The organism is Acinetobacter sp. HR7 (assembly GCF_000773685.1).
GTDB lineage: Bacteria > Pseudomonadota > Gammaproteobacteria > Pseudomonadales > Moraxellaceae > Acinetobacter > Acinetobacter thermotolerans.
The window spans coordinates 1-14,749 of sequence record NZ_JPQO01000186.1 but is presented as its reverse complement, the minus strand read 5'-3'; the positions used below and the strand labels follow the sequence as shown (position 1 = coordinate 14,749).

General features: G+C 38.7%; 9 protein-coding genes and 2 pseudogenes. 9 read left to right on the top strand and 2 right to left on the bottom strand.

The genetic code is table 11. The features are described from left to right. Positions 1–280: 280 nt before the first annotated feature. Positions 281–877 (bottom strand): XRE family transcriptional regulator, encoded by a 597-nt coding sequence (locus GW12_RS10525; RefSeq protein ID WP_034587277.1) that lies wholly within the window; start codon positions 875–877, stop codon positions 281–283. 279 nt (positions 878–1,156) lie between these two features. Between GW12_RS10525 and glnT the strand changes: the two genes are divergently transcribed. From glnT to GW12_RS10490, 7 genes are all read left to right on the top strand, one after another. Continuing rightward, positions 1,157–2,548, top strand: coding sequence for a type III glutamate--ammonia ligase (gene glnT, locus GW12_RS10520; protein ID WP_264673530.1), 1,392 nt, complete (start codon positions 1,157–1,159; stop codon positions 2,546–2,548). Positions 2,549–2,593: 45 nt separating this feature from the next. Next, positions 2,594–3,505 (top strand): glutamine amidotransferase family protein, encoded by a 912-nt coding sequence (locus GW12_RS10515; RefSeq protein WP_034587274.1) that lies wholly within the window; start codon positions 2,594–2,596, stop codon positions 3,503–3,505. A 29-nt stretch (positions 3,506–3,534) separates the two neighbouring features. Further along, positions 3,535–4,260, top strand: a complete 726-nt coding sequence (locus tag GW12_RS10510; RefSeq protein ID WP_052127911.1) for a protein glxC — start codon at positions 3,535–3,537, stop codon at positions 4,258–4,260. A gap of 28 nt (positions 4,261–4,288) precedes the next feature. Further along, positions 4,289–5,623, top strand: a complete 1,335-nt coding sequence (locus tag GW12_RS10505; protein ID WP_034587271.1) for an FMN-binding glutamate synthase family protein — start codon at positions 4,289–4,291, stop codon at positions 5,621–5,623. A 448-nt stretch (positions 5,624–6,071) separates the two neighbouring features. Then, a complete protein-coding gene (locus GW12_RS10500) occupies positions 6,072–6,512 on the top strand; it encodes a hypothetical protein (protein WP_034587269.1) in 441 nt (146 codons plus the stop codon). 36 nt (positions 6,513–6,548) lie between these two features. Continuing rightward, positions 6,549–8,882 carry a hypothetical protein gene (locus tag GW12_RS10495; RefSeq protein WP_034587267.1) on the top strand — a complete coding sequence of 778 codons (2,334 nt, stop codon included), beginning with the start codon at positions 6,549–6,551 and terminating at the stop codon, positions 8,880–8,882. 2 nt (positions 8,883–8,884) lie between these two features. Further along, positions 8,885–12,082 (top strand): hypothetical protein, encoded by a 3,198-nt coding sequence (locus tag GW12_RS10490; RefSeq protein ID WP_081403491.1) that lies wholly within the window; start codon positions 8,885–8,887, stop codon positions 12,080–12,082. A 78-nt stretch (positions 12,083–12,160) separates the two neighbouring features. On the opposite strand, the pseudogene GW12_RS16040 reads toward GW12_RS10490, so the two are convergent. Then, positions 12,161–12,694: pseudogene (locus GW12_RS16040) on the bottom strand (transposase); the annotation flags it as partial. Between the two features lie 315 nt (positions 12,695–13,009). Here GW12_RS16040 and GW12_RS10480 point away from each other — a divergent pair. Next, a complete protein-coding gene (locus GW12_RS10480; RefSeq protein WP_034587265.1) occupies positions 13,010–14,218 on the top strand; it encodes an integrase arm-type DNA-binding domain-containing protein in 1,209 nt (402 codons plus the stop codon). A gap of 274 nt (positions 14,219–14,492) precedes the next feature. Then, positions 14,493–14,729 (top strand): annotated as a pseudogene (locus tag GW12_RS15470) (IS4 family transposase); the annotation flags it as partial. Positions 14,730–14,749: the final 20 nt, after the last annotated feature.

Sequence of the window (14,749 nt, the reverse complement as noted above, 5' to 3'; positions counted from 1 at the left end):
TTTACTACTTCGCTATTTTTTAAGCTAAAAGTGTCAACACACCCTAAATTTTTAGTAAAATATTTGAAGGTAAAAACAGCTTATTCAAAGTTAAGAAAAAGTTTTTAGAAATACTGTAAGTGCCATCGATTCAGTAAAGGCTTTGCAACCTGTTTGGCGGAGATCATGCTGGTGCCTTTTATCCATGTATAAGCTTTTGAAGAATCGAACAATGAAAATAGCATAGATTTAGTGATTGAAAGGGTGGCAGGTTGCCACGGCTAATAAATATTGTGCTGGATTAATCTTCATTGGAGGAATAGTTGACCATTGAAATAAGCCGAATAGGAACTTGTATCAGCTGTTCTGGGCCATGCGGGATTTCACCTTCCAGAGTTAAACAATCACCTGGTTGAAGATGGAATACTTCATCACCGTGGCGGTATAGAATTTCTCCTTCAATCATATAAAGCATTTCTGTACCAGGATGCGCGAAAGTTGGAAATTCTTCACTCGCATCATCCATACTAACCAAATACGCCTCAAAATTCTTATGTGGGCCACGCGAATGGGTGAGCAAATGATAGGTATGGCCTTTGTCCGTACCACGCCGAACCACCTCCATACCTTCACCTTTTTTAACTAGCATAGCTTGACTTGCCTGCTGGTCATACTGGCTAAACAATGTAGAAAGTGGAATTCCAAGAACTTCACATAAACGGCTCAGTGTTTCCAGGCTAGTAGATACCTGGGCATTTTCAATCTTACTCAGCATGCCTTGGCTGATATCGGCAATCTGTGCAACTTCAGCCAGCTTTAAACCCTGTTCCTGACGGTATTTCTTGATTTGGATACCAATATATTGTTCCAGCTTCATACCATTTTTGTTCTGTCTCATTTTGGATCAACTCGCACTATTTTGACTCTCAGAACACTGCATCTCATTCAAAAATAGGAAGCAGTAACAATCTGTTGGAATACTAAACTTACAAGAAAATTATATTCCTTATGGGAATAATAATACTTTCAGAAAAAAAAGTAAAAAAATTAAAAGTTGGCAAGGGATTTGCTTTCTTTGTAGGAAAGAAAATTTCTTAAGCTGAATAATGTAATTCCAAAAAAGATTTGCATTTTTCGAGCCAACAATCGTTTTTGTCATATCGGGAGTATGTCAATTATGCTGCAACAGGCCGTAAACGAGTTGTTTGATCAACAGGATGTCATAAGCAAGCCCATGTACCGTCCGGAAGTACAGCAGGTGATTGATCAACACAAATTAAAATATGTATTGGCTCAATTCGTTGATATTCATGGCGCGGCTAAAACAAAGTCTGTGCCAATCTCGGGTTTAAAAGCCATTGAAGGTGAAGGCGTTGGCTTTGCTGGTTTTGCCATTTCCGGTATGGGTATGCAACCACATGGTCCAGACTTTATGGTTAAAGGCAGTCTGTCAGATCTCATGCCAGTACCTTGGCAGCCAGGCTATGGTCGCGTAGTTTGTGAAGGTTATGTAAATGGCAAACCCCATCCTTATGATTCTCGTTATATATTGCGCCGTCAAGTAGAGCGCTTAGCAGAAAAAGGCTGGACTTTGAATACAGGACTGGAGCCAGAATTTAGCCTGTTCCGCCGTACCGAAGATGGCAAGCTGAAAATGGTAGACGAGTCTGATAATCTGGATAAGCCTTGCTATGACTATAAAGGTTTATCCCGTTCACGCCAGTTCCTGGAAAAACTGACTGAAGCGCTGATTCCAGTCGGTTTTGATATCTACCAGATTGACCATGAAGATGCCAATGGCCAATTCGAGATCAACTATACCTATTCTGATGCCATGAATTCGGCAGATATGTTCACTTTCTTCCGCATGGCAGCAGGTGAGATCGCCAATGACTTGGGTATGATCTGTTCATTTATGCCGAAGCCAGATCCAAAACGTGCCGGTAACGGTATGCATTTCCACCTGTCAATTAGCAGTGAAAAATCGAAAAACCTGTTCCATGACCCAAGTGATCCAAGTGGTATGGGGCTTTCTAAGATGGCCTATCATTTCATTGCTGGTCTCTTGGAGCATGGCCCAGCACTATGTGCATTCTGTGCTCCAACCGTCAATTCATATAAACGTTTGGTCGTAGGTCGTTCACTTTCTGGAGCAACTTGGGCTCCTGCCTTCATTGCTTATGGTTCAAATAATCGCTCGGCGATGGTTCGTATTCCTTATGGTCGTATTGAATTACGACTGCCAGATGCTGGCTGTAATCCATACCTGGTTTCAGCAGCGATTATCGCGGCAGGCCTGGATGGTATCGAGCGTGAATTGACCCCACCAGAACCATGTAATGAAAATCTGTACGACCTCACACTGGAGGAGATTGCTGCCCGTGGTATTGCAACCTTGCCTCAGTCATTAAAAGAAGCAATACAGGCGCTAAATGCAGATCCTTTGTTTAGAGAAAAGCTGGGGACAGAAATTGTCGATGAATTTATTCACCAGAAGAGCATGGAATGGGTGGAATACAGCAGACATGTATCTGACTGGGAAATCCAGCGTTATACAGAATTTTTCTAAAAATGTTTATTAAATAATGAATTAGATCCTATTGGAGAATAACTTATGTGTGGAATTGTAGGTTTATATTTAAAAAATCCAGCGCTTGAATCACAACTTGGAAAATTATTTGAACCAATGCTTGAATCAATGACAGGTCGAGGTCCAGATAGTGCAGGTTTTGCCATTTATGGGGACGAAGTGCAGGATGGTTGGGTGAAATTAACCCTACAAACAACTGATGAAAGCTTTGATTGGGATAGCTTTGCTGGCGATCTAACTTTGGAGCTCAATGCTGAATTAGATTGGTTTAAAAATGCAACTGCAGCAGTCATTAAAGTTAAAGCAGATGAAGACAGTGTGCGAAATGCGATTGCCAAACTTGCTCCACAATTGAAAATTATGAGTGCTGGCCAAAGCATTGAAATTCTAAAAGGTATGGGCTTACCAGCGGAAATTTCAGAGCGTTTTGGACTGTCCAAAATGAAAGGCAGCCATATCATCGGTCATACCCGTATGGCGACCGAAAGTGCTGTGACTATGGAAGGTAGTCACCCATTCTCTACAGGTGCGGATCTCTGTTTGGTACATAACGGTTCACTGTCTAATCATGCACGTTTACGTCAGGAGCTGAAACGTGAAGGTATCCATTTTGAAACTGATAATGATACAGAAGTAGCGGCAGGTTATTTAACTTGGCGTCTACAACAAGGCGATAGCTTGGCTCAAGCACTTGATAATGCTCTTGAAGATCTGGATGGTTTCTTTACTTTTGCCATTGGCACTAAAGATGGATTTGCTGTGATCCGTGATCCGATTGCCTGTAAACCAGCAGTACTTGCAGAAACGGATGATTATGTTGCGATGGCTTCCGAATACCAGGCACTTGCATCTTTGCCAAATATTGATAAGGCCAAAGTTTGGGAACCTGAGCCAGCAACATTGTATGTCTGGGAACGTTCTAAAGACGCCGCTTAACTAACAGAAGAATATCAGGAGAATATAAGATGAACAGCGCAGTAGCAGAACAATTAAACAAAGTGGAATTAAAGAGCACCTACGATCTGAGCGTGGATGCTATTCGTGATCTAAACCAAGCCTTACACACTCCTGAAGTCGTAGCAGAAGTCACTGAATGGACTGTAAAAAATCCGGCAGGACAGCACAATATTGCGGTGGGTATTAAAGCACCTGTAAAAGTGACAATCGATGGTCATGCGGGTTATTACTGTGCCGGGATGAATCAGGAAGCAGAAGTGATAGTCAATGGCAATGTTGGTGTGGGTGTCGCTGAAAATATGATGTCTGGTTATGTACATGTCAAAGGTAATGCTTCACAGGCGGCGGGAGCAACAGCCCATGGCGGTTTACTTGTGATTGACGGAGATGCAGGAGCACGTTGTGGTATCTCTATGAAAGGTGTTGATATTGTAGTTGGCGGTAGCATTGGCCATATGAGCTGCTTTATGGCTCAGGCTGGTCGTCTGGTCGTCTGTGGTGATGCAGGAGATGCTCTGGGTGATTCCCTGTACGAAACCCGCATCTATGTCAAAGGAACAGTGAAATCTCTGGGCTCAGATTGTATTGAAAAAGAAATGCGTGAAGAGCATTTGGCAGAGCTAGCAGAATTGCTGGCAAAAGCTGGATTTGATGAAGATCCAAAAGCTTTCAAACGCTATGGTTCAGCACGTCAGCTTTATAACTTCAAAGTCGATAACGCATCTGCATACTGATTAGAAACGTAATACGGAGAATAAGATCATGACTCAAACTTACCAAGAATACGAACCAGTGTTACGTGAATCTGCGACATTCGATCGTTTAACAATTCAGGAAATTCAACGTGCTGCAGCAACAGGTATTTATGATATCCGCGGTGGTGGTACCAAGCGTAAGGTTCCTCACTTTGATGACCTGTTATTACTCGGTGCAAGTATGTCTCGTTATCCACTGGAAGGATATCGGGAGAAATGTGGTACTGATGTTGTGCTCGGCACACGTTTTGCTAAAAAACCGATCCATCTCAAAATTCCTGTAACTATTGCCGGCATGAGTTTTGGTGCACTTTCTGCTAATGCAAAAGAGTCGCTTGGCCGTGGCGCATCAATGGTGGGGACTTCAACTACCACTGGTGATGGCGGTATGACTCCGGAAGAACGTGGCCATTCTCAGACGCTAGTATATCAGTACTTGCCTTCACGTTATGGTATGAATCCGGATGACCTGCGCAAAGCTGATGCGATTGAAATCGTGCTGGGGCAGGGTGCAAAACCAGGCGGTGGCGGTATGTTACTGGGTATGAAAGTCACTGAGCGTGTTGCGGGCATGCGTACTTTACCAGTGGGTGTAGACCAACGCAGTGCCTGCCGCCATCCGGATTGGACAGGCCCAGATGACCTTGCAATTAAAATCGCTGAAATCCGTGAAATCACAGATTGGGAAAAACCGATTTATGTGAAAATTGGAGCCAGCCGTCCATATTATGACGTCAAACTGGCAGTAAAAGCAGGTGCTGATGTCATTGTCCTCGATGGTATGCAAGGTGGTACTGCTGCGACGCAGGAAGTCTTTATTGAACATGTCGGTATTCCAATTTTGCCTGCAATTCCTCAAGCAGTTCAGGCACTGCAGGAAATGGGCATGCACCGTAAAGTTCAGCTCATTGTGTCAGGGGGTATTCGTACCGGTGCCGATGTGGCTAAGGCCATGGCATTAGGTGCAGATGCCGTTGCAATTGGTACCGCAGCCTTGATTGCTTTAGGTGACAACCATCCACGTTTGGACAGTGAACTCAAGAAAATTGGTTCAGCTGCGGGTTATTATGACGACTGGCAAAATGGTCAGGATCCAGCGGGGATTACAACCCAAGATCCTGAGTTATCTAAGCGTCTGGATCCTGTTGAGGGTGGCCGTCATTTAGCCAATTACCTGCGTGTACTGGTACTAGAGGCGCAGACCATGGCTCGTGCATGTGGTAAGTCACATCTGCATAATCTGGATCCTGAAGATCTGGTGGCACTGAATGTGGAAGCTGCTGCAATGGCACGTGTTCCACTAGCAGGAACTAACTGGATTCCAGGACAAGTTCAGTATTGATTTAGCTAATTAACTAAAAGGATGGTCGAGTGCCATCCTTTTTTTTACATTGAATAAATGCGGCCTTCAAAAAAGCAATTATAAAATTGGTATATAAATAGCCTAAGCAATATTAAATATTCCGACATATAAAAAGCCTAAACACTCAGAGCGCGAAGGCTTATTTAACATTCAAAGTTTTTATATATAGTACATTGCCTATCCATATCCAGGACTACCTTCTAGCTACTAATCGTTTGTATAGTAATAACTAAAAACCAAAAATAATTGGAAGAAAATTTTTAGATGACTTTTATTTAATCTATATATATTTGAAAAATATGAATAAAAAATAATATATTAAGTTTTTTCATAAATATTGATTTTTACTATATGAATATGGCAGATTATTTTTGTAGGTGTAAGTTGACTTTAATCAGGCACATATTTTACTGAATGGTATATTTTAGTGTTAGACATTGAAAATTACTTGCTTCAATTTGTCTTGCCATATTGCAAAAAAGATTCATCCACAAAAGCAAAAGTTAAAGAGATCCTTAAACAGATCCGCTCAAAAAGTCGAAGTACAAAGAAGCTGTCTAAGCAGGAAGTGGAAAAGCAATATATTGAAATTTGGCAGGCAATTTTCGAACTGTTAAAAGTGAAGAGTTCACTTCGAGCACATAGCGCTTACATGCCAGTAAAAATGCTCATGATGAACCTAGACCATATTATTCAGCCCAAATTACAGAGAGATTGTTTTCAGCTAACAGCAAAAAAACAGCTCGATAAAAGCTTTATGGTTAATTACTTTCGCCTCACGAGTTGCAAAGATTTTGAAACCATTCAGTTAAATCAAATGGATTCTGACTATATACAGTTACACAAGCCTAAGAAGTTAGATCAGTAACTATTAAGCTTACTGGATAACCAGGATTAAGAATAAATGATAATTGATGAAAGTTTTCTTGAAGATTATCAAAAGTTAAGGATGCAAGTTCTTTCTTTTGACTATACAGATATACCAAATGAATTATCTAATGAGCTGAATAAGCTATATAAAAAAGCACATTCTATCCAGAATGAAATTATTACAGCACGGAAAATAGGTACGGAATTCCGCTATGCGAGTCTCACTTATTTTGCTGCTAAAGCATCTGAAGTAGTCAGTGCAGATGCTTATCTGATCTTAAAAGCAAGTTATGCAATTGATAGCTGTTACAAGCAGCTAAAGCAAATTGAGAATTCCGAGAATAAACAAAAACAAGTTCATGATCTGCATCGATATATCTCAAGATATTTGCTGGAAATTCAGGACACTGATCTGGATGTCGCAAAGTATCGCAGTGAAAGTATACAGGTGCTAAAAACCTGGGTTAGATTTATTCGGGAATTAACCTGGCATGCTGTAAGTAACAAGACCGATCATTGGAATAGAATTATTTCTACTGATGATTTTACGAATACTGACATCAAGAACTATGTTCATAGTTTTGAAATTATCTTAAAAAATATAGATACAGGAAACATAACTCATAGATCTAGACGATCTAAAAAGTCTGGGAAACTCAGCTGGGCCACGCCTGCTCAGATAATGCGCTATACCAGCAGAGTGACCTCAAGTAAGATTGATTTAGGATATGGTGCTACTCTCGATATCCTTCCTCCCGAAGTCATTATTGATGAGGAGGGAGAGGTAGACACTGAAGAAGAGGCTGTAGAATGCTATGCCCAAGATATAGACACTCAAGAGTTTCAGAAGCAGGTTTTAACCCCTTATATTGAAGAAATAGCAAAACACCGGCAACGTCGGCTTATGCCATTTATTTCAAATCCTTACTACATAGAACCTCAGGCTTTAGCCCGGATTATAGAATTATTCAGGCAAGAACTGCAGTCAAATACCAAAGAGGGAAAAATTTCTGCTGCTTGTTTACTGTCTCTTGTAACGGGTTTGTCACCTATAGAATTATTAAATTATCGTAACTTAATCAAACAGGGTGTATTGAGTGAATTTAAGCGAGATAAAGTCCTCGTATATCTGTTGAATCTGGAGCTGGATATCAGCCAGCAAAAAATAAAGATCCTGAAAAACCATCGTATCAATGACGATGTTTCACATCAGCTTTTCTTGCCTGCTTCATGGTTTGATTATTTACCACAAGGTACAAACAACATTTCAGTAGATGAGATAAGAAAATACTTGAAACGAGTCACAAAAAATCAGTTTGTAGGCCATCTAACCATTGAAAAATTGCAAGCTCAGATGTACTTCCATATTCGGTATCAAACATTTAATGAATATCTGGCACACTTGGTGGCCGGCAAGGATTCTAAACATAACTTGCCTGGGATGTTCTATGGCGGTATGCCAAAAACAGCCGTAAATGAGGCATATTTATGTTATTTAAGAACTGTATTGGGAAACTCTTCCATTTTAGAGGATAAGCAAGTAATAAAAGAATATGAGCTTATTGAAAAGCAGTTTGTACAAGATCCCCCTGGTCAAAATGGACGTATAGGTAGCCAACTGGCCTTGAACAAGGATTTTGTAGCCGAAATATTCAGGATATTGCACCAACACTGCCAAAAAAATATTCAGGTTAGCGAACATTTAATTAACCAGATCAATGCCTATGCTTGCTGGATGTGGCATCTAAATTTACTTTGTCTTACTCGTCGACCACAGGAGAATTTACTGGGGAATCAGGAAGATTACCTTTCTGGATTAAATGTCACCTATATAAATGACAAGAAAAATAGTAAATCAAGAAAAGATGGTCGCTTTATTCCGATAAGCCCTTTTTTTGCAAAAGCATTTGAAAACTATCTCACATTTTTAAGCGATGTAAGTGTGCGCTATAAAGAATTTTTCTCTGGTATTTCAGCATTTGCAAAAGTAAATGAAAAACATCTATTTGGCCATATAGTGAAATGCCCAGAAAAATTACCCTTCAATCTAAAGGAATGGCGAAAAGTTAAATTAGAACCTTTGTCCAGAAAGTGGATAAAAGGCTATATGGAAGAAATTCTACCCCCAAAAATGTATGCAAATTGGCTGCGCCATTTCGATATGAACATGCTTATGGATCGTTCTTTTGGAGTGCAAGGCAATTTGGGTTTCCATTTTATTCAAGCCTTGTACGGTCATGACCAGCGCGACCAGGAAATTTTTCATCCTCATTCTTCTACTGTACCTCATACATATGTAACTGAAGTAATAGAGAAAATGGAAAAAGTTATAGCTCAGTTAGACATCCAGCATTTGGTGCGAAAATAAGTATGGATACAAAAGATAAAGAACTTATTCAATCAAAATTAAATGAATGGTTTAAAAACATCAGAAAAAAATTAAATGATGAAAAGAAGCTAACGTCCTCACAAATGAGTGCAGCTCAGCATGCCCAGCTTGATCAATTCATACAGCGTCAATGGGAGAGTTTTAGAGAAACTTTCAACTGTACTATCCATAAGTTTTCAAGTACTGAAAGACGAGAATACACCGATTACCTCGAAGCAGAATTTAAAAACTGTGCAGACAAGCTAGATGCTGAGTATGGTGAATTTTATCAAATAAAGATTCGTCCAAAGACCCGAATTTTAACACTCCCTCCAAGAAAAATTGAAAGTACGCAAGCTCGTGCTGAAGCTGCGGAAATGCATATCCATATCTATAAAAAGCTGAAAGCCTATTGGCAGAGCAATTTTTCAGAAAATATCGATAAAGAAAGCTTATGGGGGAACTTGTATCTTAGTCTGATCTATTTCTCCGGTTGTTCAAGTCCGGATATGCTTGGAAGTTTAGCAAATGTATTCCAGGAGGCCTTATCGAAGCAGTATTTGGAAAGCTTTCGCTTGTACCAAGGTAATAACCGAAAAGCAAATCCGGTAATTTTACATTTGAAAGTCAAAAATGATGCATATGGTAATGATTTTGAAAAGGATCAACTTTATAAATGGGCATATGTTTATTTGAATCCTTGGGCTCAATGCTTTTTACAGGCTATTTTCTTGCATATGGTATCGCCTCATGATCAACAAACGAATAAAGATATTAAGCAATGCATCCTGAAAAGCCTGAGTTATTTAGAACAGACAGAATATGTAATAAAGCTATGCAGGTTAATTAGAAAGAAAGAGTTGAATGCATTCCAATATGTACAGATGGCTTTACAGTTTGACAAGGAATTAAAACTGGACATCTTGTTAGGCAATGTGCTTGCCCAGAACATCAATACCGTAGCGCTAAGACCACAAGAACACATTTATTTAAGTAATACTGCCGTACCACTCCAGCAGATGGAATTAAAAAACATCAAAATAGAACAAGAACACCTTCAAGCTCAGGCAGATGCAATAGTTTCAATTCATGAAAAACTAAAGAGTATTCCTTTTAAAATCGAACTATTTGAACATATAAAGCCGGACCAAGTTAAACAGCGAGGAATTAGCAAGCACCGAGAGCAGAATAATAACTTTTATGAACGCTATACCCGTATTCAGCAAGAATTAGAACAAAAATTGCCGCAGGCAAATTCAGAAGAGAGAAGCCTGATTCAAGCTCAACTTCGCTTAATTGCTTGGGTGTTTCATCTTAGGAAGAAAGAGCTAAAAGTAGGAACTGTCAGCAAATATCTGAGCTGTTTTGGCAAAGATTTTATATTTGAAGTATGGTTCCGCAAAATTGATCTGGAAACACTGGCTGAAGAAGATTATACCGATCTGTATCAGCAGCTTTTATGGAATTGCCGTGAGCGAGATGAAAAAGCCAAGAAGAAAGATGAGCTTAAATCATCGCGGAAAGGGCATAACAGTGAAGCATACCGATTTGGACGGTTAAAAGCATTCCATGCATTTTGCTGTGAAAAGTTTAAAACGCCGGAGGTTAAATTACTCAAGCAAACAAAATACAAGCATATGCAAATCACTAATGCTCGGATAATTAGTCCATTAATATTTAATAGAATGCTGAGTCAGTTAGACCTTTTGGGAGATACAAATCAGAATTGGTCTGATCATATTACTCCCCTGAAATTAATGTATATTTTGTCATTCCGTTTAGGGCTCAGATTGAATGAAGTACGTTGTTTAACAATCGAAGATGTGATTTGCCCTGAGCTGACATACTCAAACCTGAATCAAGATAAGCTCAAAAATATTACACTCTGTATCCAAAATAACCCCTATCGTCGTCTGAAAACGCCCAATGCTCATCGACAGCTACCCATAAGACAATTGCTTTTGAAAAAGGAATTTGAAATATTTAAGGGCTTCTTAAAGAGTCGGTATATACAATGGAAAAATAATAAAAATGATGACTTATTATTTAATTATAAAGGTCAAGTATTGACTGAATCGTGTATTGCTCAAGTGACTGCTACTATTCTAAAGACAATCTATGGGGACAATCACGGCTATAGTTTTCATTCCTTGCGTCATAGTGCAGCGAATATGTTAGCAATACTTTTAGGAGGTTCTCCTGATCTTATTCACAGCTATACTGATTATTCAATGCGGCAAGTAAAAAATTTACGTGAACTTTTCTTTGGCCAAGCGGCATATCTGCAACAGCAGATGATTCAACATAAATGGAGAGCACTTGCAGCCTGGATGGGGCATAGCAGTATTGAACAAACAGCTTCCAATTATTGCCACGTATTAGAACTTATTGCCATTGATAGAATTATCAACAATAACTACATGATTCATAAAGAAACTATTCATAAATGTTTAGGTATAGCAACTGATAATGATGAATTTAAAGATTTAAATGATTTAGTCAAGTTTCCAGAATTTAAATGGATGTGTAATAAAAACAATGCAATAAAAGGGAAAAAGGTAGTATCAGCGCTAAAAGTTGAAAAAATTCAATTAAATGCATTAGACAGAATGATGGCAGTCAAGGCGCGATATTTGGAGGATGAGCAGGCGAAAATATGGTTACGCCGTTGTTTTTTCCTAAGTAGAAAATGGACAGAACCCAAGAGCTTTAATCTTGATTATCAAGATTTTGTTTATGATGAAAATGAATTATTTTTTGATGATTTATATGAGCGGTGTAAAAAATTGAAGTTAATACAATCTAAAGAAGTATTAATTTCTATCCAAGCAGAAGACGTAAATCAAATGTTAAAGAAAGCCTTACGGGTACTTATAATACAGGCGAAACAACGTAAGAATTATCTACATTTTCAAATTCGCGAGTCTAAACAAAGCAATCATGTAAAAAGCAGAGAGATTCAACAGCATTCGGCCCATGTTCAATCCAGGATACAGAATGTCCAAGATTTCATCTTGGGTATTTCTACAATTCTAGAAAAGACAGTGAGGATTCATGTGGAGGACCTAGCTTCAGATTCAACTAAGAAAGAACAGATCCAACGAATTAGTTTCATAAGAATAGAAGGTAACAAAAATATCACGCCTGCTGTGCTTTTTCATTTAATGATTATGGCGGTACAGTTAGAAGAAGCATGGTAAAAAACTATTTAAACAATAAGATCAAATTTTAGTTGAAAAAATTACGTTAGTTATTCTGTAGATCAAAACGGTTATATATATGAGCCGATGTACTCGATTAATCCCGCAACTTTCGCCAACATCTTTCAAATCACAGTGAATCTTGCGATAGCCGTAAACTCTACCAGATTCCAGCCAGAACTGTTTAATCAATCCTGAAAGCTGTTGCCGTTTCCTCGCAGTTTTACTGGTGGGTTGCTTTAGCCATGCATAGTAACCACTGTGATGAACATCCAGAGCTGAACATAAACGACGGACAGGCCATATGTTCTGATTGTCCTGAATAAAGGCGTACCTCATTTGGACTGGCTTGCGAAGTACACCGCGGCCTTTTTTAGAATATCCCTTTTCAGTGACCCTTTGCAGCTCTTTTTTTAATTTCGCTAATTCTGTACTTGGATCACTAGATTCTATTGTTTTTGGTTGCTGTGGATCATAACGTTTAATCCAGGCATACAGACTATGAGTGGTGGTTCCTAAACGTGCAGCAACTTCAGCCACACTATGACCTTTCTCAGTGATTTGTTTTACTGCTTCAATTTTGAATTCTTCAGGGTATCGTTTACTGCTCATAAGCACCTCGTTAATTAGCCATTTTATCTAACTAAAGGGTGTCTACAAAATCGGTGGCTATTCAGTAATGCCAGAGTTAATTTTTTGCATAATTTTGCAGTTGATTTGAGATTCTAAAATTTTAAAGACTTGTCAGACTGAAAAACTTGTTCATGGTTACTTTACTGGTTACTAATATGGAAATAAATAAAATAAAATATTTAAAAAATAATGATTTAAAAAATTATGTGATGCGTATCATACGCATCATCCTAGAACCTTAAAATTTTGCTATAATTTTATGATCAGTCCCTTTCTACTGTTTTGTTCAAATTTATGAGTCTTACTGAAACTAAAGTCCGCCAGGCTCATGCCAAGGAAAAAACCAGCTTTTTATCCGATGAAGAAGGCCTGAGCCTGAAGATTGAACCGAATGGGAGAAAATCCTGGTGTTACCGTTATACGGATCCAGCAACTAAGAAACGTCGCCGTATTCAGTTAGGACTTTATCCTGAACTGTCCCTGAAAAAAGCACGACAGCTCAGAGATGATTTTATAGACAATTATTATTGTTTTGAAAATGAGACTGCTGCTCATGTTAAAACCTTTCGTAACGTCGGAGAGGAATGGCTACAGTTTAAGCGTCAGAATGCATTTCATGATTTACCCCGTTGTGGAGTACTCCAGTTAGCAGAAAGATGTCTACAACAGGATATTTATCCTGAACTCCAGGATATACCTTTTCAGAATATCAAGCGTTATGACTTGGTTTCGGTCATCAAAAAAATTGAGACACGCCAGGTCAAGGAACCGGTCAAAAAAGCCTGTAGCTATTTGAACCAGATTTATGACTATGCTGTAGCAATGGGGTACTGTGAGTACAATATAGCCCATGGTCTCAATAAAATTGCTGTGAATAACAAAATCAAGAAAAACTATCCTTATCTAAAAGCCGAGCATATATCCGACTTTTTAATCAGACTGCGAAAATTAAATACGCATCCCATTATTAAAAAAGCGCTGGTATTTAAATTGTATACTGGCGTACGTGGTGTCGAATTATTGTTGGCTGAACCACATCATGTTGATTTAAAGAATAAAATCTGGAGAATTCCCGCCCTACATATTAAACAGTTTCGCCGTAAAGTTATTTTAGGATATGAAATTCCGGACTTTTTAGTCCCACTTTCGGATCAAGCCCTAGAAATCTTGGACGAAGCCATGCAATGGTCATTGGGAGAGAAATACATTTTTTCCAGCCCACGAAAACCTGATCAACCAATTCACTTTAATACCCTGAATCAGGTCATACGTAAGATGGGTTATGATAAACAGCAATTATCTTCCCATGGCTTGCGTTCTACATTCAGTACGATTTTGAATGAATCTGGCCTGTTCCAGGATAACTGGATTGAGGCACAACTTTCCCATATTGACAAGAACCGGACGCGTGCCAGCTATAACCATGCTGAGTATCTGGTACAGCGAACTGAGATGATGCAATGGTGGGGGGATTTTATCGAAAATTGTACTATTAAAGTTTAAATGAACTTTTCATTTTCTTATAAGAAGTTTATAAAAAATAGTGACTTTGGTTAAATAACACAAGTTAAATCGGTCAGGTTAAAACCAAGTAGGGTTATCATCTAATCTAGTGAGTGAGAGTCTCCTATCACTAAGATGAAGAAGCAAACAAGTTCACCAGTAAAACTTTTCAAATGAATCCATCTATTATTATCAAAAAAATTCTTTGTACACGACAAAAAAAGATAACTCATTGAAATAATGGCATAATACTTGTTTTCTGACGACGAATATGATGACACATTTCAATGAGTTATATCTCATCTTAAACAAATATCTAAAGTGGAACAAGTCACATGCAAAATGTTTTACACTGATTATGCTTGCATTAATTGTAAAACAGACATGTAATCTTTCTTCTGCATCTAAAGCCTTACCCATCAAGTGCTTACCACAATCATTTTATCGACGTATACAACGCTTCTTTGCAGATCAGTATTTCGATTATCGTCAAATTTCTCAGTTAATTTGGTAAGCATCCGGCTAACACAG